This window comes from Streptomyces sp. YKOK-I1, assembly GCF_054660435.1.
Window position 1 is genome coordinate 5,267,056 of record NZ_BAAGDR010000001.1, and the last position, 24,229, is coordinate 5,291,284.

Annotated in this window: 21 protein-coding genes; 11 read left to right on the top strand and 10 right to left on the bottom strand. The window is 69.4% G+C overall.

The features are described 5' to 3' along the window. Positions 1–44: 44 nt before the first annotated feature. The 3 genes from ACYQ8Q_RS23405 to ACYQ8Q_RS23415 all read left to right on the top strand — a co-directional run bounded on the left by ACYQ8Q_RS23405 (position 45) and on the right by ACYQ8Q_RS23415 (position 3,079). Positions 45–1,127 (top strand): inositol-3-phosphate synthase, encoded by a 1,083-nt coding sequence (locus tag ACYQ8Q_RS23405; RefSeq protein ID WP_460067651.1) that lies wholly within the window; start codon positions 45–47, stop codon positions 1,125–1,127. A gap of 93 nt (positions 1,128–1,220) precedes the next feature. After that, a complete protein-coding gene (locus ACYQ8Q_RS23410; protein WP_460067652.1) occupies positions 1,221–2,483 on the top strand; it encodes an MFS transporter in 1,263 nt (420 codons plus the stop codon). A 131-nt stretch (positions 2,484–2,614) separates the two neighbouring features. Beyond that, positions 2,615–3,079, top strand: a complete 465-nt coding sequence (locus ACYQ8Q_RS23415; protein ID WP_460067654.1) for an LppU/SCO3897 family protein — start codon at positions 2,615–2,617, stop codon at positions 3,077–3,079. A 90-nt stretch (positions 3,080–3,169) separates the two neighbouring features. On the opposite strand, the gene ACYQ8Q_RS23420 is transcribed toward ACYQ8Q_RS23415, so the two are convergent. Then, positions 3,170–4,612, bottom strand: coding sequence for a CCA tRNA nucleotidyltransferase (locus tag ACYQ8Q_RS23420; RefSeq protein WP_460067655.1), 1,443 nt, complete (start codon positions 4,610–4,612; stop codon positions 3,170–3,172). Positions 4,613–4,870: 258 nt separating this feature from the next. On the opposite strand from ACYQ8Q_RS23420, the gene ACYQ8Q_RS23425 reads away from it, so the two are divergent. The 7 genes from ACYQ8Q_RS23425 to trxA all read left to right on the top strand — a co-directional run bounded on the left by ACYQ8Q_RS23425 (position 4,871) and on the right by trxA (position 14,610). Next, entirely contained in the window at positions 4,871–7,270 is a 2,400-nt protein-coding gene (locus ACYQ8Q_RS23425; protein ID WP_460067656.1) for a DUF6049 family protein, read from the top strand. Between the two features lie 44 nt (positions 7,271–7,314). Further along, a complete protein-coding gene (gene murJ / locus ACYQ8Q_RS23430) occupies positions 7,315–9,606 on the top strand; it encodes a murein biosynthesis integral membrane protein MurJ (protein ID WP_460067657.1) in 2,292 nt (763 codons plus the stop codon). Between the two features lie 136 nt (positions 9,607–9,742). Beyond that, a complete protein-coding gene (locus ACYQ8Q_RS23435; RefSeq protein ID WP_460067658.1) occupies positions 9,743–11,458 on the top strand; it encodes a protein kinase family protein in 1,716 nt (571 codons plus the stop codon). A 27-nt stretch (positions 11,459–11,485) separates the two neighbouring features. Beyond that, complete coding sequence (gene sigM / locus ACYQ8Q_RS23440) at positions 11,486–12,211, top strand: RNA polymerase sigma factor SigM (RefSeq protein WP_460067659.1); 726 nt, start codon at positions 11,486–11,488, stop codon at positions 12,209–12,211. Further along, positions 12,208–13,098 (top strand): anti-sigma factor family protein, encoded by an 891-nt coding sequence (locus tag ACYQ8Q_RS23445; protein ID WP_460067661.1) that lies wholly within the window; start codon positions 12,208–12,210, stop codon positions 13,096–13,098. Before sigM ends, ACYQ8Q_RS23445 begins: the two co-directional genes overlap by 4 nt. 166 nt (positions 13,099–13,264) lie before the next feature. Continuing rightward, positions 13,265–14,233 (top strand): thioredoxin-disulfide reductase, encoded by a 969-nt coding sequence (gene trxB / locus ACYQ8Q_RS23450; protein ID WP_460067662.1) that lies wholly within the window; start codon positions 13,265–13,267, stop codon positions 14,231–14,233. A 44-nt stretch (positions 14,234–14,277) separates the two neighbouring features. Further along, a complete protein-coding gene (trxA, locus tag ACYQ8Q_RS23455) occupies positions 14,278–14,610 on the top strand; it encodes a thioredoxin (RefSeq protein ID WP_055632129.1) in 333 nt (110 codons plus the stop codon). 72 nt (positions 14,611–14,682) lie between these two features. On the opposite strand, the gene ACYQ8Q_RS23460 is transcribed toward trxA, so the two are convergent. The 9 genes from ACYQ8Q_RS23460 to rpmH form a co-directional block, all read right to left on the bottom strand. Then, complete coding sequence (locus tag ACYQ8Q_RS23460; RefSeq protein WP_460067663.1) at positions 14,683–15,300, bottom strand: GNAT family N-acetyltransferase; 618 nt, start codon at positions 15,298–15,300, stop codon at positions 14,683–14,685. 336 nt (positions 15,301–15,636) lie between these two features. Then, positions 15,637–16,731: a ParB/RepB/Spo0J family partition protein gene (locus ACYQ8Q_RS23465; RefSeq protein ID WP_460067665.1), complete on the bottom strand. Its 1,095-nt coding sequence runs from the start codon at positions 16,729–16,731 to the stop codon at positions 15,637–15,639. Then, positions 16,728–17,801, bottom strand: coding sequence for an AAA family ATPase (locus ACYQ8Q_RS23470; RefSeq protein ID WP_340385266.1), 1,074 nt, complete (start codon positions 17,799–17,801; stop codon positions 16,728–16,730). Before ACYQ8Q_RS23470 ends, ACYQ8Q_RS23465 begins: the two co-directional genes overlap by 4 nt. Before the next feature lie 248 nt (positions 17,802–18,049). Beyond that, the gene (gene rsmG, locus ACYQ8Q_RS23475) at positions 18,050–18,766 is read right to left on the bottom strand and encodes a 16S rRNA (guanine(527)-N(7))-methyltransferase RsmG (protein WP_460067666.1); all 717 of its coding nucleotides are present in this window, start codon (positions 18,764–18,766) and stop codon (positions 18,050–18,052) included. Between the two features lie 119 nt (positions 18,767–18,885). Next, positions 18,886–19,395 carry a Jag family protein gene (locus ACYQ8Q_RS23480; RefSeq protein ID WP_055632124.1) on the bottom strand — a complete coding sequence of 170 codons (510 nt, stop codon included), beginning with the start codon at positions 19,393–19,395 and terminating at the stop codon, positions 18,886–18,888. A gap of 15 nt (positions 19,396–19,410) precedes the next feature. Further along, the gene (gene yidC, locus ACYQ8Q_RS23485) at positions 19,411–20,691 is read right to left on the bottom strand and encodes a membrane protein insertase YidC (RefSeq protein ID WP_460067667.1); all 1,281 of its coding nucleotides are present in this window, start codon (positions 20,689–20,691) and stop codon (positions 19,411–19,413) included. A 3-nt stretch (positions 20,692–20,694) separates the two neighbouring features. Further along, on the bottom strand, positions 20,695–21,048 hold the full coding sequence (yidD, locus tag ACYQ8Q_RS23490) for a membrane protein insertion efficiency factor YidD (protein WP_460067668.1): 354 nt from the start codon (positions 21,046–21,048) through the stop codon (positions 20,695–20,697). Next, a complete protein-coding gene (rnpA, locus tag ACYQ8Q_RS23495) occupies positions 21,045–21,416 on the bottom strand; it encodes a ribonuclease P protein component (protein WP_079061828.1) in 372 nt (123 codons plus the stop codon). Before rnpA ends, yidD begins: the two co-directional genes overlap by 4 nt. A 21-nt stretch (positions 21,417–21,437) precedes the next feature. Continuing rightward, a complete protein-coding gene (rpmH, locus tag ACYQ8Q_RS23500) occupies positions 21,438–21,575 on the bottom strand; it encodes a 50S ribosomal protein L34 (RefSeq protein WP_003956500.1) in 138 nt (45 codons plus the stop codon). A gap of 363 nt (positions 21,576–21,938) precedes the next feature. Here rpmH and dnaA point away from each other — a divergent pair, with 363 nt between their 5' ends. Next, on the top strand, positions 21,939–23,888 hold the full coding sequence (gene dnaA / locus ACYQ8Q_RS23505) for a chromosomal replication initiator protein DnaA (protein ID WP_460067670.1): 1,950 nt from the start codon (positions 21,939–21,941) through the stop codon (positions 23,886–23,888). The last annotated feature ends 341 nt before the right edge of the window (positions 23,889–24,229 follow it).

A 24,229-nucleotide genomic window follows, 5' to 3' on the forward strand; every position in this document is an offset into this window, starting at 1 on the left:
GCGCCCAGCCAGGGCCTCACTCGTACACACAGGGAGCAACCGGAATGGGTTCGGTTCGCGTAGCCATCGTCGGTGTGGGCAACTGCGCCGCATCGCTGGTGCAGGGCGTCGAGTACTACAAGGACGCCGACCCGGCGTCCAAGGTCCCGGGCCTGATGCACGTCCAGTTCGGCGACTACCACGTCCGTGACGTCGAGTTCGTCGCCGCGTTCGACGTGGACGCCAAGAAGGTCGGTCTGGACCTCTCGGACGCGATCGGGGCGTCCGAGAACAACACCATCAAGATCTGCGACGTGCCCAGCACCGGTGTCACCGTGCAGCGCGGCCACACCCTCGACGGTCTCGGCAAGTACTACCGCCTGACCATCGAGGAGTCCGAGGCCGAGCCGGTCGACATCGTCCAGATCCTCAAGGACCGGCAGGTCGACGTCCTCGTCTGCTACCTGCCGGTCGGCTCCGAGGACGCGGCGAAGTTCTACGCCCAGTGCGCCATCGACGCCAAGGTCGCCTTCGTGAACGCCCTCCCGGTCTTCATCGCCGGCACCAAGGAGTGGGCGGACAAGTTCACCGCGGCGGGCGTGCCGATCGTCGGTGACGACATCAAGTCCCAGGTCGGCGCCACCATCACGCACCGCGTCATGGCGAAGCTGTTCGAGGACCGCGGTGTCGTCCTGGAGCGCACCATGCAGCTGAACGTCGGCGGCAACATGGACTTCAAGAACATGCTCGAGCGCGACCGCCTGGAGTCCAAGAAGATCTCCAAGACCCAGGCCGTCACCTCCCAGATCCCCGACCGGGAGCTCGGCGAGAAGAACGTCCACATCGGCCCGTCCGACTACGTGGCGTGGCTCGACGACCGCAAGTGGGCCTACGTCCGTCTCGAGGGCCGCGCCTTCGGTGACGTCCCGCTGAACCTGGAGTACAAGCTCGAGGTCTGGGACTCCCCGAACTCCGCGGGTGTCATCATCGACGCCCTGCGCGCCGCGAAGATCGCCAAGGACCGCGGCATCGGCGGCCCGATCCTGTCGGCCTCCAGCTACTTCATGAAGTCCCCGCCGGTCCAGTACTTCGACGACGAGGCCCGCGAGAACGTCGAGAAGTTCATCCGCGGCGAGGTCGAGCGCTAGCTCGTACCTCACCGAAATTCGCTCCTGCCAGGGCTGAGAGGGTCCCCGGGTCGTATGACCCGGGGACCTTCCCCGTATGTGAGGCTGGGCCCCATGGCCGTCGTCCGTGATCTGCGCGTCCTGCTGCGCCTCGGCGCCTTCCGGCGCCTGCTCGCCGTACGACTGCTGTCCCAGTGCGCCGACGGCGTCTACCAGGTCGCGCTCGCCACCTACGTCGTCTTCTCCCCCGAGAAGCAGACCTCGGCCGCGGCGATCGCCTCCGCGATGGCGGTCCTGCTGCTGCCCTACTCCCTCGTCGGCCCCTTCGCCGGCGTCCTGCTGGACCGCTGGCGACGCCGCCAGATCCTGCTCTACGGCAATCTGCTGCGCGCCCTGCTGGCCTCGGCGACGGCCGTCCTGATGCTCAGCCACGTCCCCGACTGGCTCTTCTACGTCTCCGCGCTGTGCGTCACCGCCGTCAACCGGTTCGTCCTCGCGGGCCTCTCGGCCGCCCTGCCGCGCGTGGTCGACGCCGAGCGCCTCGTCATCGCGAACTCCCTCTCCCCGACCGCCGGCACCCTGGCCGCGGTCGCGGGCGGCGGTCTCGCCTTCGTCGTACGCCTGGCGATCGCGGACACCGATGCCGCGGTGGTCCTGCTCGGCAGCGCGCTGTACCTGTGCTCGGCGCTGATGTCCCTGACCATGGCCGTGGATCTGCTCGGGCCCGAACGCGACCTGGTTCCGGCCGGATGGGCGAGCGCCGTCAGAGGGACGGCCCGCGGACTCGCCTCCGGGGTACGCCATCTGACGGAGCCGAAGCGCAGGGAGGCCGCCTGGGCGCTCGGTTCGATCACCCTGATGCGGTTCTGCTACGGCGCCCTGACGGTCATGGTGCTGATGCTGTGCCGGTACGCCTGGTCCACCGACACCGACCAGGGGCTGGCGCTGCTCGGTGTGGCCGTGGCCATCTCCGGCGTCGGCTTCTTCGTCGCGGCCGTGCTGACCCCGACGGCCGCCGGACGGCTGGGCCCCGGCCGCTGGATCATGGTCTGTTCGGCGGCGGCCGCCGTACTGGAGCCCGCCCTGATGCTCCCCTTCACCCAAGCCACCACGTTCGTCGCGGCGTTCGTCCTCGGACTGGTCACGCAGGGCGCGAAGATCGCCACCGACACGATCGTCCAGTCGTCCGTGGCGGACGGCTTCCGCGGCCGGATCTTCTCCCTCTACGACGTCCTGTTCAACGTCGCCTTCGTCGGCGCCGCCGGAGTGGCCGCCCTGATGCTGCCGCCTGACGGCCGCTCAGCCCCCTTGGTGGTAACGGTCGCCGTTATCTACGGGGTAATTGCTGTGGCTATGGCCCGCTTTGAGCGCCAGTAAGTGTCACATCAAAGACACAGAGTTCCCCTGTGGTCGGGCACTGTCAGTGGTGGCCGGTACTTTACGTGGGTCTTATTTCGCGCCATGCGCACGCATGTTCCTGCGCACCCACGTTCTAGGGGGACCCCAGCATGACCACTCCGCCGCCTCCGCAGGGCCAGAACCCGTACGCCCAGCCCACCGCGCCCACGGGGCAGCAGCCGTACGCCCCGTTCCCGAACCAGGGCGGTGCTCCGGTTCCCCCGCCGCCCGCGCCGGCCGGCAAGCGCATGGGCAAGAAGGCGATACGCATCATCGGTGCGATCGTCGTCGCCGTCATCATCGGCATCCTCAAGTTCGGCGCGGGCTGGTTCCTGACGCGCGACGACGCGGAGACGACCTCGGTCGGCGCCTGCATGCACAACGAGGGCACGGACTCCAACGCGGACCTCAACGAGGTCGACTGCTCCGACAGCAAGGCCCAGTACAAGGTCGTCGAGAAGTTCGACGGCTCCAGCGACGACAGCAAGTGCGAGGCCGTCACCGACGCGACGATCTCCTACGTCCAGTACGGCGGCGGCCACGACGTGGTCCTCTGCCTGAAGGAAGTCAAGTAGCAGCACGCCTGCCACGGCTGAGGGCCGGTGTTTCACGTGAAACACCAACGGGGCGATGTTTCACGTGAAACATCGCCCCGTTTCCTTGCCTCAGCTCTGCTCGGCCCACCATTCCTTGAGCGCCGCCACCGCCGCGTCGTACTCCATCGGCCCGTTCTCCAGGCGCAGCTCCAGCAGGAACTTGTACGCCTGCCCGATGACCGGGCCGGGGCCGACACCGAGGATCTCCATGATCTGGTTGCCGTCCAGATCGGGGCGGATCGCGTCGAGCTCCTCCTGCTCCTGGAGCTGGGCGATGCGCTCCTCCAGGCCGTCGTAGGCCCGGGAGAGCGCGGTGGCCCTGCGCTTGTTGCGGGTCGTGCAGTCCGACCGGGTCAGCTTGTGCAGGCGGTCGAGCAGCGGACCCGCGTCCCTGACGTACCGGCGGACGGCGGAGTCGGTCCATTCGCCGGTGCCGTACCCGTGGAAGCGCAGGTGCAGCTCCACCAGCCGGGAGACGTCCTTCACCAGGTCGTTGGAGTACTTGAGCGCGGTCATGCGCTTCTTGGTCATCTTCGCCCCGACCATCTCGTGGTGGTGGAACGAGACCCGGCCGTCCTTCTCGAACCGCCGGGTGCGCGGCTTGCCGATGTCATGCAGCAGTGCGGCGAGCCTCAGGGTGAGGTCGGGCCCGGTCTCCTCCAGCGCGATCGCCTGCTCCAGAACGATCAGCGTGTGGTCGTAGACGTCCTTGTGCCGGTGGTGCTCGTCGCGCTCCAGCCGCAGGGCGGGCAGCTCCGGCAGGACACGGCCGGCGAGGCCGGTGTCGACCAGCAGACTCAGGCCCTTGCGCGGATGCGCGGAGAGGATCAGCTTGTTCAGCTCGTCCCGCACCCGCTCCGCGGAGACGATGCCGAGGCGCTCGGACATCTCCTTCATCGCCGTGACGACCTCGGGGGCGACCTCGAAGTCGAGCTGCGCGGCGAACCGGGCGGCACGCATCATCCGCAGTGGGTCGTCCGAGAAGGACTCCTCCGGTGTGCCCGGGGTACGCAGCACCCGGGCCGCGAGGTCGGCACGACCGTTGTGCGGGTCGATGAACTCCTTCTGCGGGAGCGCCACGGCCATCGCGTTCACGGTGAAGTCACGCCGGACGAGATCCTGCTCGATGGAGTCGCCGTACGACACCTCGGGCTTGCGCGAGGTGCGGTCGTACGCCTCGGAGCGGTACGTCGTCACCTCGATCTGGTAGCCGTCCTTCTGTGCTCCCACGGTGCCGAAGGCGATCCCGACCTCCCACACCGCGTCCGCCCACGGCCGCACGATCTTCAGGACGTCCTCGGGACGGGCGTCCGTGGTGAAGTCGAGGTCGTTGCCGAGCCGGCCGAGCAGCGCGTCCCGGACCGAGCCGCCGACCAGGGCGAGGGAGAACCCGGCCTCCTGGAAACGGCGGGCGAGGTCGTCGGCGACAGGCGCGACCCGCAGCAGCTCGCTCACGGCGCTGTGCTGCGCCTGGCTCAGGGCGCTGGGGGTGTCTTCGTTGGCGTTCGGCACAACAGGAAAGGGTACGTGGCCGGGCGGACGCGGGGCGCCCCGATTACGGCCGGGGAACACATCGCCCCATAGCTCCGGAAGGACGTCCTCAGGCCTTTTTCGCCGACACTCCCCTCCATACGCGACGATAGAGGACAGGACGCGGACCCCACCTGATCTTGTGGACCGGTCCGCGGCACTTCACCTCCGCGCACATCGTTACCATGCGTGGACGCACATTCCGACGACCACTGACGACGACGAGAGACGGGCGAACGCGTGGCCGAGGCGGCAGACTTCCCGGGGACGAGTCCCTCACCTGCCCGCCGCTGGCTGCGGCGCACCGGAGCACTGCTCGCCGGGGCGCCCCTGCTGGCCGGGCTGCTCCAGCTGCCCGCACTCCCCGCCCACGCCGACGCCCCGGCAGGCGCCAAGGAAGCCTCCGACAAGGGCTCGGTCTCCGTGGCCGTCGACTCCCTCAGCCCTGCCGTCCCCACCGACGGCGACACGGTGACCGTCTCCGGCACGGTGACCAACAAGGGCAAGCAGGCCGTCACCGAGGCGCACGTCGGCCTGCGGGTGGGTTCCGCCCTCACCACCCGCTCGGCGATCGACGACGCCGCCGACGGCGCCGAGGACCTCTCCGCCGGCTACGGCTCCGAGGTGGGCGGCAAGTACGTCGCGAAGTTCGCCAAGCTCACGCCCGGGGTCGCCGAGCACTTCAGCATCTCCGTACCGGTCGACGAGCTGGACCTCGGCGGCGACGGCGTCTACCCGCTCGGGGTCTCCCTCTCGGGCGAGACGTCCACGCAGCAGTGGGAGCAGGTGCTGGGCATCCAGCGGACCTTCCTGCCCTGGCAGCCCGACGGCGCGGACACGGCGACGAAGACGACGGTCCTCTGGCCGCTGGTGTCCACCGTCCACATGACGGCCGAGACCGGCTCGAACGCGAGCCAGACGCCCGTCTTCCTCAACGACGACCTCGCCGACGAGATCGCCCCCGGCGGCCGCCTGGACCAGCTGCTGAGCCTCGGCAAGGACCTGGACGTCACCTGGGTGATCGACCCGGACCTGCTGGCCTCCGTGGACGCGATGACCGGCAGTTACCGGGTTCGCGCCGACGGTGACACCACCACGGCCGGCACCCATCAGGCGCTCGCCAAGAAGTGGCTGGCCGACCTCCAGGACGCGGTGGCCGACAAGGAGATCGTCGCCCTGCCGTTCGCCGATCCCGACCTGGCCTCCCTGGCCCACGACGGCACCGGGGTCACCGGCTCGCTGAGCCAGTTCAAGGCGGCCACCGATGTCGCCGCGACCACGGTGGAGACGATCCTCCACGTGACGCCGAGCACCGACTTCGCCTGGCCGGTGGACGGAGCCGTCGACCCCTCGATCGTGAAGGTCGCCACCTCCGCGGGCGCCGACAAGGTGATCGCGCGCAGCGACAGCCTGGCGGAGACCGGCAGCCTGTCCTACACCCCCTCCGCGGCCCGGCCCATCGGCGGCGGCACCACGGCGGTGGTGGCGGACGCCCGGCTCTCCAAGACCTTCCAGGGCGACCTGACGAACGCCTCCGCGTCCACGCTCGCGGTGCAGGAGTTCCTCGCCCAGAGCCTGGCCCTGAACCTCCAGACGCACAAGCAGCGCAGCATCGTCGTCGCCCCGCAGCGCACGCCGACCGCCGGCCAGGCCCAGGCGATGGCGGCGGCCGTCACGGCCCTCCAGGACTCGGGCTGGTCGCAGTCCCAGGACCTCACCGCGGCCGCCAAGGCCAAGCCCGACGGCGGCGCCACCACCAAGGTGCCCTCGCGGTCCTCCTACCCCTCCGCGCTGCGCAAGCAGGAGCTGCCGAGGTCGGCCTTCGAGCAGATCGCGGCCACCCAGGACACGCTCGACAACTTCAAGGTGATCCTCGCCGACAAGTCCCGGGTGGTGACCCCGTTCGGGAGGGCCACGAACCGGGAGATGTCCACCTCGTGGCGAGGTCGCTCGACCGCGGCCGGCACCTTCCGCCAGGGCGTGCAGAGCTATCTCGACACCCTCACCGACCAGGTCAAGCTGATCGACAAGTCGGAGACCAAGCTCTCCGGGCGCAGCGCCACGATCCCCGTGACGGTGCAGAACAACCTGGTCCAGGGCGTCCACCACCTGGTCCTGCGGCTCTCCTCGTCGAACAACACCCGCCTGGAGATCGACGGCCACGACTACGCCGAGCAGCGCATCGAGATCTCCGGCGGGCACAGCACGACGGTGAAGTTCACCACGACCGCCAACGTGAACGGCCAGACCACGGTGATCGCCCAGCTGTACACCGAGGACGGCCAGGTCTACGGTGCGCCGGTGACCTTCGACGTGAAGGTCACCGAGATCACGGCCACGGTGATGCTGGTCATCGGCGGCGGTGTGCTGCTGCTCGTACTGGCCGGCTTCCGGATGTACACCCAGCGCAAGCGGGCCGCGGCCCGTGAGGCGCAGGAGGCGGAAGCCGAGGGCGACACCGAGGACGCCGAGGACGCCGAATCCTCCGAGGACGCCGAGGACGAGTCCGGGGAAGAATCCGGGGAAGAGTCGGCCGCCCAGTCGGGGGCAGACGACCCGGAGCAGCCGAGTGACGGGACAGCGGACACCGCAGCGGAAAGCACGGCCCCCTCGGGGACGGGTGAGAGAGTGGACCGTTGAGGATGTCGTGGCCGGTGGGCCCGGGACGATGAGGTGGGGTAGTCATGAACGCGCCGTACGAGGGTGACCGCGGCCAGGCCGCGGGCAGCTCGGGTCACCCCGAGGGCCCGCCGCCCGAGCACGGCCAGGTGCCGCCGCAGCACCCCGCGGACATGTACCTCCAGGACGCCTACGACCAGGACCCCTACGGGTCCCAGGACCTCACCGCGCAGGACCCGGTCACCGAGGCGCTCTACGACCGTGCCGCCCACCCGCCGCCGCCCCCGGGCACGTACGCGCCGCAGCAGCCGCTCTACGGCCGCCCGACGCCGTCGCCGTACGCGCCCGACCCGCAGGTGTGGGCCCGGCCCCCGGCGCCCGAGCCGGAGGGGCCCACCCAGTACCTGCCCTACGGCGACGACCCGCGCACGACCGAGTTCGTCGGCGTGGACGACCTGGTGTCGCACTCCGGTGAGGAGCAGCACCAGCCCGACGCCTTCGCGCACCTCTTCAAGGACCAGCAGCAGGGCGGCGCCCGCCCGCCGGCCGAGTCCCCCGCGGTGCCCGGCCCGGCGCCGGCCCCCGGCGGCCAGGGGCCCGTGCCGCGCCACCAGGCTCCGGCTCCGGTGCCGCCCGTGGACGACCGCACCATGAACCTCGGCAGCGCGGCCGCCGTGGCCGAGGCGCCGGCTCCCGAGCCGACGGCCGCTCCGGCCGCGAAGAAGGGCGGCAAGGCGGCCGGCCTGCTGAAGTCCAGCGCCGTGATGGCGGCGGGCACGATGGTCTCCCGCCTCACCGGCTTCGTCCGCTCCGCGCTGATCGTCTCCGCGCTCGGCGTCGGCCTGCTCGGCGACACCTTCCAGGTCGCCTACCAGCTGCCGACGATGATCTACATCCTGACCGTCGGCGGTGGTCTCAACTCCGTCTTCGTGCCCCAGCTCGTGCGGGCCATGAAGGAGGACGAGGACGGCGGCGAGGCCTACGCCAACCGGCTCCTGACGCTGGTGATGGTGGCGCTCGGCGTGCTGACCGTCGCCGCGGTCGCCGGCGCCCCCCTGCTGATCCGGGCGCTGTCCGACCCGGTCGCCAGCGACCCGGCGGCCAACGAGGTCGGCATCACCTTCGTCCGCTACTTCCTGCCCTCGATCTTCTTCATGGGCGTCCATGTCGTGATGGGTCAGATCCTCAACGCGCGCGGCAAGTTCGGCGCGATGATGTGGACCCCGGTCCTGAACAACATCGTCATCATCGTGACGCTGGGCATGTTCATCTGGGTCTACGGCACCGCCGCCGACTCCGGCATGAAGGTGACGTCCATCCCGCCCGAGGGCCAGCGGCTCCTGGGCATCGGCGTCCTGCTGGGCCTGGTGGTGCAGGCGCTCGCGATGATCCCCTATCTGCGGGAGACCGGCTTCCGGCTGCGGCTGCGCTTCGACTGGCGGGGCCACGGCCTCGGCAAGGCCGTGACGCTCGCCAAGTGGACCTTCCTGTTCGTCCTCGCCAACCAGGCGGGCGCGATCGTCGTCTCCCAGCTGTCGACCGCGGCCGGCAAGGCCTCGCCCGTCGACGGCACCGGCTTCGCCGCCTACGCCAACGCGCAGCTGATCTGGGGCCTGCCCCAGGCCATCATCACCGTCTCGCTGATGGCGGCCCTGCTGCCGCGGATCTCCCGCTCGGCGGCCGAGGGCGACGGCGGCGCGGTCCGCGACGACATCTCGCAGGGTCTGCGCACGACGGCCGTCGCGATCGTGCCGATCTCCTTCGGCTTCCTCGCCCTCGGCATCCCGATGTGCACCCTGATCTTCGGCTCCTCCGGCACCAGCGAGGCCACCAACATGGGCTTCATGCTGATGGCCTTCGGCCTCGGCCTGATCCCCTACTCGGTGCAGTACGTCGTCCTGCGCGCCTTCTACGCGTACGAAGACACCCGCACCCCCTTCTACAACACCGTCATCGTGGCCGCGGTCAACGCGACCGCCTCGGCGGTCTGTTACTTCGTCCTCCCGGCCCGCTGGGCCGTGGCGGGCATGGCCGCCGCCTACGGACTGGCCTACGCGATCGGCGTCGGTGTCGCCTGGAACCGGCTGCGCAAGCGGCTCGGCGGCGACCTCGACGGCTCCCACGTCCTGCGCACGTACGCCCGGCTGTGCATCGCCTCCGTACCGGCGGCGCTGATCAGCGGCGCGGCCTGCTACGGCATCGCCCGGACCCTGGGTCAGGGCGTCATGGGCTCCTTCGCCGCCCTGCTGGTCGGCGGAGCCCTGTTGCTCGGCATCTTCTTCGTCGCCGCCCGGCGCATGCGCATCGAGGAGCTCAACTCCCTCGTCGGCATGGTCCGCGGGCGCCTGGGGCGCTGAGCGAGGGGGAGTCGCACAACCATCGTTAGCCGCCGTGTGTCGTGCATAGCGGCGGACTGTGGGCACAATTGGATCCGGCGTCGGACGGCGCGCACGAGGTCGGCGGCGCGCATGGGATGGGGAGGCAGGAACGACGGTGGCGGAACGGAGCACGGCTGCCGTCGACGTGGCAGACAACAGCGGCGATGAGCCGCTGACCGCGCAGGCGGACCAGTCCACGGCCGACGGGGTGGCCAAGAACCGGGAGCGGGACACGGACAGCGACGAGGCACAGGGGAGTGGCGGGATCGAGCATCCCGGCAGGACCTCACCGCCTGAACTGCACAGCGGACACAAACTCGCCAGGCGGTACCGCCTCGAGGAGTGCGTCACCCGTCTGGACGGTTTCAGCAGTTGGCGTGCGGTCGACGAGAAACTTCGCCGTGCCGTGGGGGTCCACATCCTGCCCGCGGACCACGCCCGCGCCCGCTCGGTGCTGGCCGCGGCCCGCTCGGCGGCGCTGCTCGGCGACCCACGCTTCGTGCAGGTCCTGGACGCCGTCGAGGAGAACGACCTCGTCTATGTCGTCCACGAATGGCTGCCCGATGCCACCGAGCTGACCACGCTGCTGGCGTCCGGCCCGCTGGAACCGCACGACGCGTACCAGATGGTCAGTCAGCTCTCGTCGGCGATGGCCGCGGCGCACCGTGAGGGGCTGGCGCATCTGCGCCTGAACCCCAGCGCGGTCCTGCGCACCTCCACCGGCCAGTGGCGGATCCGGGGGCTCGCGGTCAACGCCGCGCTGCGCGGCATCACCTCGGAGACCCCGCAGCGCACCGACACGGAGGCGATCGGCGCCCTGCTGTACGCGGCGCTCACCCAGCGCTGGCCGTACGAGAACGACGCCCACGGCCTGTCCGGGCTGCCCAAGGACATCGGTCTGATCGCACCGGACCAGGTCCGTGCCGGCGTCCACCGGGGTCTGTCCGAGCTGGCCATGCGCGCGCTCGCCAACGACGGGGCGACCGCGTCCCGGCACGAGGCCGCGTGCACCACTCCGGAGGAACTGGTGAAGGCGATCGGGGAGATGCCCCGGATCCGCCCGCCGGAGCCGGCGTTCACCGCGCCGCCGGAGTACCAGCGCACGACGTACCAGCAGGGCTCCTACGGCCGCCCCGCGCCCCACCCGGGTGCCACGCAGCCGGTCCCGGCTCCGCCGCCCCCGCTGCAGAGCCGCACCGGCCGGGCCCTGAAGTGGGCGGTCTCCGCGCTGCTCATCGCCGCCCTCGGCCTGGGCAGCTGGCAGCTCGCGGACGCCCTGATGGACCAGGACAAGTCCGACGACACCAACAAGACGCAGACGACGGACGACGGCGACAAGAGCAGCACCTCGCCGAAGCCGGTCACCACGCTGAAGATCCAGGGCGCAGCCGAGTACTACCCCGACGGCAGTGCCCAGCACCCCGGCGACGTGAAGCTGACCTACGACAACGACAGCTCCACGTACTGGCGGTCCAAGTCCTTCAACGGCGGCCCCGTGCTCGCCCCGTACAAGCAGGGCGTGGGCATCGTCTACGACCTGGGTTCCGAGCAGAGTCTGTCGGCCGCTTCGATAGGGCTGCACTATGGCGGGAACTACACGGCCGCGACGCTGTACGCGGCGGACTCCCTCTCGTCGTCGGCGTCCCTCAGCTCCATGACGAAGATCGCTGACGCCAGGACCACGGGCAAGGAGTTGCAGATCTCCGCCAAGACGCCGGTGAAGACACGGTACGTTCTCGTATGGATCACGGCGGCCCCGTACTCGGGGTCGGACGACTACAGCGGGGCCGGCTACAAGCAGGCCATCACCGATGTGAAGTTCACGGGCTGATGACGCACCGGAGGGAGAGGGGGTCCCATGACGCAGGGCGGCGGCTACGACGCGGCCGGCGATCAGGACCTCCTCGCCCGGCATGTGGACGGCGACCCCGACGCCTTCGGTGAGCTCGTACGGCGGCACCGTGACCGGCTCTGGGCGGTCGCCCTGCGGACGCTCGGCGACCGTGAGGAGGCCGCCGACGCCGTCCAGGACGCCCTGGTGTCGGCGTACCGGGCCGCCCACACCTTCCGTGGCCAGTCCGCCGTCACGACCTGGCTGCACCGCATCACCGTGAACGCCTGTCTGGACCGGGCCCGCAAGGCGGCCTCCCGCAAGACCTCGCCGGTCGACGACACCGAGCGCCTGGAGCAGCTGCTCGAACCCCATGAGTCCGCCGCCGCCCCCGCGGAGCGCAATGACGTCCACCGTCAGCTCCTCGAAGCGCTCGGCACCCTTCCCGCCGACCAGCGGGCGGCCCTCGTCCTCGTGGACATGCAGGGCTACCCGGTCGCCGAGGCCGCCCGCATCCTCGAGGTGCCGACGGGGACGGTGAAGAGCCGCTGTGCCCGGGGCAGAGCCCGGCTGCTGCCGCTGCTGACCCATCTGAGGCCGGAAAACACCGGAGACGACGAGGAAAGCGGCAGGGGGCGGAACCGGGCGCAGGGGACAACCGTCCCACCCGCAGCGGACCCTTCTGAGGAGGGATCGTCCAACGCCGGGTCAGGCGATTCAGCAGCGGTGAAGGGCGGAGGTGGGCGAACGTGACATCGACGACGGACACGGCCGGGCACCCGGACGTCACGGAGATCTCCGACCTCGCCGAGGGGCTGCTCGCCCCTTCCCGGAGCGCCGATGTACGCCGGCATCTCGACGGCTGTGCACTCTGCGCCGACGTCCACACCTCGCTCGAGGAGATCCGCGGCCTGCTGGGCGACCTCCCCGAGCCGCCCCGCATGCCGGAGGACATCGCCCGGCGCATTGATGCGGCACTCGCCGCCGAAGCGGTCACCTCCACGACGACCGACACAGCCGACACAGGCGACGCGGCCGACACGGGCGCCAAGGCACCCCATGTTTCACGTGAAACACCGGCCGCCGCGGACCGGCCCTCCGGTCATGCCCGCACCGCCACCACCGGCCCGGGCCGCAAGAGCGGCAAGCGGGGCGGACGCCGCAGGGTCGCCGTGCTGGGCGCCGTACTCGGTGCCGCCGCCCTGGGGCTCGGTGGCGTTCTGGTCTCCTCGCTGACCGGCGGCAGCGGGCCGGGCACCGCGGCGCACGGGCAGTCCACCGCCGCCGACACCTTCGCCCAGGGCTCCCTGGAGCAGAAGGTCACGGATCTCCTCGGCAGGGCCCAGGGGTCCAAGGCTCCGAACAGTCTGGGCATCGAAGGCACCACCGGCAGCCCCCGGCCCAGGGTCTACACAGAGCCCACCGTCCCCCTCTGCGTCCAGAAGGGCATCGGCCGCAGCGACACGGCACTCGCCACCGAGGAAGGCGTCTACAAGGGAACGGACGCGCTTCTCGTCGTGCTGCCCGACACCTCCGACAGCACCAAGGTCGACGCCTACGTCATGGACAGCACCTGTGTCACGGATTCCTCGTCCGGCCCGGCCAAGATCCTTCTGAAGGCTTCTTACATCCGTCGCTGACGGCCCACCTGCGACTCCGTCCCCGGCGGTTCTCCCCAGGGGATCCTCTCTCCGTGTGCCCGGACACAGTGGGAATGCGCGCCCCTTAGGATCCGTTGGGTGGGGTGAGAGTTCAGAGCAGCTCCCACCGGTCGAACGACGCAGACCAGAGACGAGGAACAAAGCCGTGAGCGACGTCCGTAACGTGATCATCATCGGCTCCGGGCCCGCCGGCTACACCGCCGCGCTCTACACCGCGCGCGCGTCGCTGAAGCCGCTGGTCTTCGAAGGCGCCGTCACAGCGGGCGGCGCCCTGATGAACACCACCGAGGTGGAGAACTTCCCCGGCTTCCAGGACGGCATCATGGGCCCCGAGCTCATGGACAACATGCGCGCCCAGGCCGAGCGCTTCGGTGCCGAGCTCATCGCGGACGACATCGTCTCCGTCGACCTCACCGGTGAGATCAAGACCGTCACGGACACGGCCGGCACGGTCCACCGCGCCAAGGCCGTCATCGTCACCACCGGCTCCCAGCACCGCAAGCTCGGCCTGCCGAACGAGGATGCCCTCTCCGGCCGCGGTGTCTCCTGGTGTGCCACGTGTGACGGCTTCTTCTTCAAGGACCAGGACATCGCCGTGATCGGCGGCGGCGACACCGCGATGGAGGAGGCCACCTTCCTCTCCCGCTTCGCCAAGTCCGTCACCATCGTCCACCGCCGGGACACCCTGCGCGCCTCCAAGGCGATGCAGGAGCGCGCCTTCGCCGACCCGAAGATCAAGTTCGTCTGGGACAGCGAGGTCGCCGAGATCCAGGGCGACCCGAAGCTGGCCGGGCTGAAGCTGCGCAACCTCAAGACCGGCGAACTCTCCGACCTCGCGGTCACCGGTCTGTTCATCGCCATCGGCCACGACCCGCGCACCGAGCTCTTCAAGGGCCAGCTCGACCTGGACGAGGAGGGCTACCTGAAGGTGGCCGCGCCCTCGACCCGGACGAACCTGACCGGTGTCTTCGCGGCCGGTGACGTGGTGGACCACACCTACCGCCAGGCGATCACCGCGGCCGGAACCGGCTGCTCCTCCGCTCTCGACGCCGAGCGCTTCCTCGCCGCCCTCGCGGACGAGGAGCAGGCCGAGCCCGAGAAGACCGCTGTCTGACCCCCCTCTCCCGCCCCACCGCACAAGGAATGAAGGAGCCCCCTGTGGCCGGCACCCTGAAGAATGTGACCGACGCCGACTTCGATGAGGTCGTCCTCAAGAGCGACAAGCCCGTTCTGGTGGACTTCTGGGCCGAGTGGTGCGGCCCGTGCCGCCAGATCGCTCCGTCCCTCGAGGCCATCGCCGCCGAGCACGGCGACAAGATCGAGATCGTCAAGCTCAACATCGACGAGAACCCGAACACGGCCGCGAAGTACGGCGTCATGTCGATCCCGACGCTGAACGTCTACCAGGACGGCGAGGTCGCCAAGACCATCGTCGGCGCCAAGCCGAAGGCCGCGCTCGTCCGCGACCTGGAGACCTTCATCTCCGAGTGACGCACTGTTTCACGTGAAACAGAGAGGGGCCGGTCCGTGAGGACCGGCCCCTTCGTCATCACTGCAGAATCACTACAGCGGTCGCAGCGCCGGCTCCTTCTGTACGGCTCCCAGCAACCGGTCCAGGGCCATCTCCACGTCTTCCTTCCAGGAGAGCGTGGTCCGCAGCTCCAGCCGCAGCCGAGGGTGGCTGGGATGCGGCCGTACCGTCTTGAAGCCCACGGCCAGGAGATGATCGGCGGGGAGCAGACAGCCCGGTTCCTTCCAGCGGGCGTCGCCGAACGCCTCGATCGCCTTGAAGCCACGCCGCAGCAGATCCTTCGCGACCGTCTGCACCATCACCCGGCCGAGCCCCTGTCCCTGGTACCCCGGCATGATGAACGAGGTCATCAGCTGCACGGCGTCCGGCGCCACAGGGCTGGTGGGAAAAGCCGTCGAGCGGGGCACATAGGCGGGCGGAGCGTAGAGCACGAACCCCACGGGACGGTCGTCGACGTACACCACCCGGCCGCATGATCCCCAGTCCAGCAGGACGGCGGAGATCCAGGACTCCTTCTCCAGAGCGGCCCTGCCCGCCTTCAGCGCGGCCGCGCCCCTGACGGGATCCAGTTCCCAGAAGACACACGAGCGACAGCGCTTGGGAAGGTCCTGAAGGTTGTCCAGCGTGAGCGGTACGAGCCGACGCCCCATGAAGGCTGTTCCTCGCTTCCTTCGCCCGCGGCATCGCGAGCGGCTGTCAGAGCGCTGCGTTCCCTGAGCAGACTGCCGACGAATCCGCCGACCGCCCCCAGCCCCAGCCCCGCGCTCACCAGTCCGGTCCGGCTCATCGTTCGCATGACCCTCGCCTCCCACTTCGAGGTGCTGCCTGGTGGATGCGCCATACCCCCTCGCATCGTATCCACGATGCGATTCCCGTCGATACCGACTGAACGCAAAGAGCGAGCCGTGTTCCGGACACACCGGACACGGCTCGCTCAGACGCTCATGGGTCGGCCCGGTGACGGGGTCTCAGAACCGACCCATGACTCACTCGTCCGCTTCCTCCGAGTCGCTCTCCTCTTCGAGCCCCTTCTGCAGGGCGAAGCCCTCACCCGGGGCCAGCGTGCCGAGGATGCGCTCCAGATCCTCCACCGAGGCGAACTCGACGGTGATCTTGCCCTTCTTCTGCCCCAGATCGACCTTCACCCGGGTCTCGAAGCGGTCCGAGAGCCGGGTGGCCAGCTCGGACAGCGCCGGGGAGACCAGAGCGCCGGCACGTGGCTTCCGGGCGCGCTGAGCCGTCTGCGGCCGGGAGCCCATGAGCGTCACGATCTCTTCGACGTTCCGCACCGAGAGCCCCTCGGCCACGATCCGGTGAGCCAGCCGCTCCTGCTCCTCCGCGTCCTCCACGGAGAGCAGCGCACGCGCGTGACCGGCGGAGAGCACACCCGCCGCCACCCGGTTCTGCACCGCCGGCGAAAGCTTCAGCAGACGCAGTGTGTTGGAGACCTGCGGACGAGACCGGCCGATCCGGTCCGCGAGCTGGTCGTGCGTGCAGTTGAAGTCCTTCAGCAACTGGTCGTAGGCGGCCGCCTCTTCCAGCGGGTTCAGCTGCGCCCGGTGAAGGTTCTCCAGGAGCGCGTCCAGAAGAAGCTTCTCGTCGTCCGTGGCCCGCACGATCGCCGGGATCGCCTCCAGCCCCGCCTCACGGCAGGCCCGCCAGCGGCGCTCACCCATGATGAGCTCATAGCGCCCGGGACCCAGCTGCCGTACGACGACTGGCTGGAGGAGTCCGACCTCCTTGATGGAGATGACGAGTTCTTCCAAGGCGTACTCGTCGAAGACCACACGCGGCTGCTGCGGGTTCGGCGTGATCGCATCGAGGGGGATCTCCGCGAAGTACGCCCCGATGGGCGGCCCGGGCGTCTCCACGACGTCAAAGACCGACGGCTCCTCTGTTTCACGTGAAACAGCGGGCAGTGTGGCCACCTTCGCCGCGGCCACCCCACGCTCGTTCAGACCCGGGACAGCCGCCGGGGCCGTCGAGCCGGCCACTGCGGTCTGTGCCGGCGTCTTCTCCGTGGGGGCGGCAGGGATCAGTGCGGCGAGACCACGGCCCAACCCCCTCCGTCGCTCATTCACTGGATCCCCTCCACCATGCTCGGACTGTTCTGAGCGCCGATATGGGCGTGGGTGGCGTCATAGCTGATGCCCACCCCCCTCAGCGCGATCTCTCGGGCCGCCTCAAGATAGGAGAGGGCGCCGCTCGATCCTGGATCGTAGGTCAGCACCGTCTGCCCATAGCTCGGTGCCTCGGAGATACGGACCGAGCGAGGAATGCTCGTCCGCAGCACCTCGTCACCGAAGTGGGTGCGCACCTCTTCGGCGACCTGGGACGCCAGGCGCGTCCGGCCGTCGTACATGGTGAGCAGGATGGTCGACACATGCAGGGCGGGGTTGAGGTGCCCCCGCACCAGATCGACGTTGCGCAGCAGCTGGCCCAGCCCTTCCAATGCGTAGTACTCGCACTGGATCGGGATCAGGACCTCTGCGCCCGCCACCATCGCGTTGACCGTCAGCAGGCCGAGCGACGGCGGGCAGTCGATGAGGACGTAGTCCAGCGGCTGCTCATAGGCCTGGATGGCGCGCTGCAGTCGGCTCTCTCGTGCCACCAGCGACACCAGCTCGATCTCCGCACCGGCGAGATCGATCGTGGCGGGGGCACAGAAGAGGCCTTCGACATCGGGTACCGGCTGGACGACTTCCGCGAGCGGGCGGCTCTCGACCAACACGTCATAGATGGACGGGACCTCGGCGTGATGGTCGATCCCCAGAGCCGTGGACGCATTGCCCTGCGGGTCGAGGTCGACGACCAGGACACGGCCACCGTGCAGAGCCAGAGAGGCGGCAAGGTTCACCGTCGTGGTGGTCTTGCCGACCCCGCCCTTCTGGTTGGCGACCACGATGATCCGGGTCTGCTCCGGACGTGGCAGACCCTCGCCGGCGCGGCCCAGTGCTTCCACCGCCAGTTGGGCGGCACGACCGATCGGAGTGTCGTCCATCGGGGGCGGTGTTTCACGTGAAACATCCTCCCCCAAGGACTCGGTACGGGGACCGGGGACCGGATCGGCCATCGGTCCCGCGATGTTGGCGTCGGACCGCAAGGATTCACTCTCCTCGACTTCAAGCTCGCAATGAACAGAGCCTGCCATGCCTTCGGGGTCGCGAACCAGTGAGGCCTGTTGTTCTGTGGAGAAATCCACCTCTGTGGACAACTCCACCCCCGCATCGAGTGAACCGAGGGGCTTTCGTTTGCGGGGTTCGGCCGCGGCGCGACCGCGGCCGATGATGCCGTGCAGCAGGGAGCGACGTTTCACGTGAAACACGATGCACAGCGCCTACGCCCGAACGGACGCGACACTCCGTCCAACGTAGGTGGGGCAGCTTGTGTGGAGTACGTTCAGCGTCGGCGGCGGGCCCGTCCCGTCCGGGCGGCCTTCGCCCGTTTGGCCGCGAACCGCACACCACCGGGGCTCTCCCCGACCTCGACCCGCACCACCGTGGAGAGCGGATCGACGACGTCCTCGCCCACCTGGAGGATCGAGGTACCGACCGCGCCCAACTTGCTCAGGGCGGTGGCCGCGCTCTTCAGCTCCTCCTCGGCGGTGTCGCCCTTGAGGGCGAGCATCTCACCGTAGGGGCGCAACAGCGGGATGCCCCAGGTGGCCAGGCGGTCGAGGGGCGCCACGGCGCGGGCGGTCACCACATGGACGGGAGGAAGGGTACCCATGACCTCCTCCGCACGGCCACGGACCACGGTGACATGGTCCAGGCCGAGGAGTTCGACCACCTCGGTGAGGAAGTTCGTACGCCGCAGCAGCGGCTCCAGAAGAGTGATCTTCAGATCCTCGCGCACCAGCGCCAGGGGGATGCCGGGCAGCCCGGCGCCCGAGCCCACATCGCACACGGTCACACCCTCGGGCACGACCTCGGAGAGCACCGCGCAGTTGAGGATGTGCCGCTCCCACAGGCGTGGCACCTCTCGTGGGCCGATGAGACCGCGCTGCACACCTGCCTCGGCCAGGAGCTCGGCGTACCGGACCGCATCCGCGAAGCGATCACCGAATACCTCGCGTGCCACCTCGGGCGCAGGGGGGAGCTCCGCTGCCTCCGTCACGGGGACCGTCCTTCCGTACCGCTTCGGCGCGTGCAGCGCCGACCACCAGACAACCAGGCTGACAAAGACCGGCCCCGCCTGCGCTACAGACGGGGCCGGGGGTGACGTACGTAACGAATCTAGTCGGGGAGCACGACGACGAAGCGCTGCGGCTCCTCGCCCTCGGACTCGCTGCGCAGGCCCGCGGCCTTGACCGCGTCATGGACGACCTTGCGCTCGAAGGGCGTCATCGGCTTCAGCTTCACGGGCTCGCCGCTGTTCTTGGCGTCGGCCGCGGCCTTGGCGCCCAGCTCGGAGAGCTCCGCACGCTTCTTGGCCCGGTAGCCGGCGATGTCCAGCATCAGCCGGCTACGGTCCCCGGTCTCCCGGTGCACGGCCAGGCGCGTCAGCTCCTGCAGCGCCTCCAGCACCTCGCCGTCCCGGCCGACCAGCTTCTGCAGATCACGGGTGCCGGAGTCGCTGATGATCGACACCGCGGCACGGTCGGCCTCGACGTCCATGTCGATGTCGCCGTCGAGATCGGCGATGTCCAGCAGACCCTCGAGGTAGTCCGCCGCGATCTCGCCCTCCTGCTCCAGGCGGGTCAGGGTGTCTGCACCCTCGGCAGCGGAGGTGGTGCCTTCCGTCACGGGATGGGCTCCTTCTTACTTCTTGGACGGGGACTTGGGGCGCTGCGGGCCGCCCTTGCGCTGACCGGACTGGGCCTTGCTGCGACCGCCGCCGGTACCGGCCTGGGGGGCGGACTGCCGGGCGGCGCCGGAGGGCTTGGCGTCCTCGGGCTCGTCGGACTTGCTCAGCGAGGTCGTCTCACCGGCCGCCTTCGGGCCGCCGGTCTGGCGCTGGGACTTGGACTGCCGCTTGGGCTGCTGGCGCTTGGCGGCGGCCGTGGACGTGGTGGTGGTGCCGTCCTCGGCGGTCTCCACGACGGTCTGGCCGTCGCCCTTCACCACGCTGCCGTCGGCCTGGGCCGCGAGGCCCGCCTTGGTCAGACCGTTGATGAACTTGCGCTCGGCCTCGTTACGGTCGCGGCCCTTGGCGACGATCGCCTTGATGATCGTCTTCTCGCTGCGGCGGCGCGTCTTGCCGGCGTGCGTCACGTGCTTGTACAGCCGCTCCAGGTACGCGGCCTGGGCCTTGGAACCCGGGGTCGGGTTGTTGTGGATCACGTACATCTGCTGGCCCATGGTCCACACGTTGGTGGTCAGCCAGTAGACGAGGACACCGACGGGGAAGTTGATGCCGAAGACGGCGAACATGACGGGGAAGACGTACATCAGCATCTTCTGCTGCTGCATGAACGGCGTCTTCACCGAGGTGTCGACGTTCTTCGTCATCAGCTGGCGCTGGGTGAAGAACTGCGAGGCCGACATCAGGACGATCATGATCGCGGTGACGACCCGGACGTCCGTGAGCGAGGCACCGAGGGCCGCGGCCTCCGAGGCGCTGTCGGTGAACTTCGCGGCCAGGGGAGCACCGAAGATGTGCGCCTTCTGCGCGCTCTCCAGCAGGCTCTGGTTGATCACACCGATGGTGTCACCGTTGGCGATGCCGTTGAGCACGTGGTAGAGGGCGAAGAAGAACGGGGACTGCGCCAGGATGGGAAGGCACGAGGAGAGCGGGTTGGTGCCCGTCTCCTTGTACAGCTTCATCATCTCTTCGGACTGACGCTGTTTGTCGTTCTTGTAGCGCTCCTGGATCTTCTTCATCTCGGGCTGGAGCGTCTGCATCGCCCGGGTCGCCTTGATCTGCTTCACGAAGAGCGGGATCAGGCAGATGCGGATCAAAATCACCAGAGACACGATCGACAGGCCCCAGGCCCATCCGGTGTCAGGGCCGAAGATCTTGCCGTACACCGTGTGGAACTGGACGATGACCCAGGAAACGGGTGTCGTGATGAAGCTGAAGAGGCTGGCAATCGTGTCCACTAATCATGCTCCTTGGGCATGGGACGGGGTCTCTGCGGCCGGGCTCGGGGAATCGTTCTCCCCGGTGGCCGTTTCGGCGGCGGAGGTCCCGCCCCTGCGTGCACGCCAGGCGTCCCGCAGCATTTCGTGCCACCGCGGGCGCTTCCGCGGCGGGACATGGTCCACACCCCCCAGCGACCACGGGTTGCACCGCAGGATGCGCCAGGCGGTGAGTGCCGTTCCCTTGATCGCGCCGTGCCGGTCGATCGCCGTGTATCCGTAGTGGGAGCACGACGGGTAGTACTTGCACACCGGCCCGAGCAGTGGACTGATCGTCCACTGATAGAGCTTGATCAGGGCCAGCAACGGGTACTTCATCGCGCGCCCCCTCCCAGCAGCCGTTGAAGGGCGGCATCAAGGTCTTGGGCCAGCTGTGCGTGGTCGGCGTCGCCCGCACCGGGCAGCGCCCGTACCACTACCAGGCTACCGGGGGGCAACAGAACGACTCGGTCGCGCATCAGATGACGCAGTCTGCGCTTGACCTTGTTGCGTACGACCGACCCGCCCACGGCCTTGCTGACGACGAAACCCGCACGCGTCGGGGGAGCGCTCTCCCCAGGCGCGTGCGGGTCCGTGGCACCGCTACGAAGGTGGACGACAAGGGTCGGGCGTCCGGCCCGACGGCCCCGTCGTACCGCGGTCGCGAAGTCCTCGCGCCGCCTCAGCCGGTTCTCGGTGGGCAGCACGACGGCATGACCTGACCGGGATCAGGCGGACAGGCGGGCGCGACCCTTGCTGCGGCGGGACGCGAGGATCGCGCGGCCGGCACGGGTGCGCATACGCAGGCGGAAGCCGTGGGTCTTGGCGCGACGACGGTTGTTCGGCTGGAAGGTGCGCTTGCTCACTCGGGGGCTCCAGAAATCAATCGGTGGTGGCGGGTGCCGTCCTGGCTGTCACCGTGCGCCCACGAGTAGCTCTCGTTACGCCCGAGTGCACCGCTTCCCGATCACCTGACGCGATCTGTGCCCATCGGAGGCAGGCGGCAGCAGCCATCGACAACTCGACCTGGTTACGGTACGCGCGGCTGCGCCATCCGGTCAAACCAGGGGTCACAGGGAGACACTATCCACAGCCTGGGGACAACAACTTGAACCGCAGCCGCCGCCCTGACTACCGTGGCTGGACTCCGATTCGTTCCTTTGACCCCCGGTTCCCGACCCGTCCCGCAACCACACGTGCGTGGGACCCCCCACGAGAGAGCGTGCCCTGTGGCTGACGTACCTGCCGATCTTGCCGCAGTGTGGCCACGCGTACTGGAGCAGCTCCTCGGTGAGGGCCGCGGCCAGGGTGTCGAGGCGAAGGACGAGCACTGGATCAGGCGCTGCCAGCCGCTGGCGCTGGTCGCCGACACGGCCCTGCTCGCCGTGCCGAACGAGTTCGCCAAGGGCGTACTCGAGGGCCGGCTGGCCCCGGTCGTCAGCGAGACGCTGAGCCGTGAGTGCGGCCGCCCGATCCGGATCGCGATCACCGTGGACGACTCCGTCGGCGAGCCCCCGGCCCCGCCGGCGCCCCCGGTCCAGCAGCAGCCGAAGCCGCGCTACGAGGAGCCCGAGCTCCCGTCCGGCCCGTACGACAGCCCGTACGACGAGCCCAAGGGCCGCTACGACAGCACGTACGACAATTCCTATGACAGCCCGTACGACGGGAGCTACGGCCGGCACCGCGCCGAGCAGCTCCCCGGTCCCTCCGGCGAGGGCCCGCGCGGGGAGCAGCTGCCGACCGCACGGCCCGCCTACCCCTCGGAGTACCAGCGTCCGGAGCCCGGCGCCTGGCCGCGGCCCCAGCAGGACGACTACGGCTGGCAGCAGCAGCGGCTCGGCTTCCCGGAGCGGGACCCCTACGCCTCGCCGTCCCAGGACCCCTACGGGTCGCCGTCCCCGGCGCCGTACTCCCAGGACTCCTACGGCCAGCCGCCGCAGGACTACCGGCCGCAGTCGATGGAGCGGCCGCCGTACGACCCGGCCCCCTACGAGCCCAAGCGGCCCGAGTACGACCAGCGGGACGCGGGCCGGCGCGAGCTGCCCGAGCCCCCGGCCGGTTCCGGGCCGCCGCAGCGGCCCGGCGCGCCGGGGGTGCCCGGGGCGCCGGCCGCGCCGTCGCCGTCGGCGGGCGGGCCCGGTGAGCCGACCGCCCGGCTGAACCCGAAGTACCTCTTCGACACGTTCGTCATCGGCGCGTCCAACCGTTTCGCGCACGCGGCCGCGGTCGCCGTCGCCGAGGCGCCCGCGAAGGCGTACAACCCGCTCTTCATCTACGGCGAGTCGGGGCTCGGCAAGACGCACCTGCTGCACGCGATCGGACACTACGCGCGGAGCCTGTACCCCGGCACGCGCGTGCGGTACGTGAGCTCGGAGGAGTTCACCAACGAGTTCATCAACTCCATCCGCGACGGCAAGGGCGACAGTTTCCGCAAGCGGTACCGCGAGATGGACATCCTGCTCGTCGACGACATCCAGTTCCTCGCGGACAAGGAGTCGACGCAGGAGGAGTTCTTCCACACCTTCAACACGCTCCACAACGCCAACAAGCAGATCGTGTTGTCCAGCGACCGGCCGCCCAAGCAGCTGGTGACGCTGGAGGACCGGCTGCGGAACCGTTTCGAGTGGGGTCTGATCACCGACGTGCAGCCGCCCGAGCTGGAGACGCGGATCGCGATCCTGCGCAAGAAGGCGGTGCAGGAGCAGCTCAACGCCCCGCCGGAGGTGCTGGAGTTCATCGCCTCGCGGATCTCGCGCAACATCCGTGAGCTGGAGGGCGCGCTGATCCGGGTGACCGCGTTCGCCTCGCTCAACCGGCAGCCGGTGGACCTGGGGCTGACGGAGATCGTCCTGAAGGACCTGATCCCCGGCGGCGAGGACTCGGCGCCCGAGATCACCTCCACGGCCATCATGAGCGCCACCGCGGACTACTTCGGGCTCACGGTCGAGGACCTGTGCGGGACCTCGCGCGGGCGGGCGCTGGTGACGGCCCGGCAGATCGCCATGTATCTGTGCCGCGAGCTGACGGACCTCTCGCTGCCGAAGATCGGGGCGCTGTTCGGCGGCCGCGACCACACCACGGTGATGCACGCCGACCGCAAGATCCGCAATCTCATGGCCGAGCGGCGCTCCATCTACAACCAGGTGACCGAGCTGACCAACCGCATCAAGGCCGGCTGACCGCCGTACGACGCCGCACAGGGCGCCTCGGGAGCCGCTCCCGAGGCGCTTCTCGCATGTCCGGGGGAGCCATGACGCGTCCCTGGGGGAGCCGTGACGCGTTCCCGGAGGGGCCGGGGGACATCCGTGCGTCCCGGCGGTCCGTCATCCGCTGTTCGATTCCCGGCCGGGTTACGGCCACTCTCCACAGATTCGGTGACTTTTTTCCGTCCACACCCTGGGGACCCGGAAGTTGTCCAGACTGTATCCACAGGCGAGCCTGTGGGAGGAGCATCGAGCCAGGTCAACAGGTTGTGGATTCGTGGACGAAGGACATCCACAGGCTGTGGACAAAAAAATGA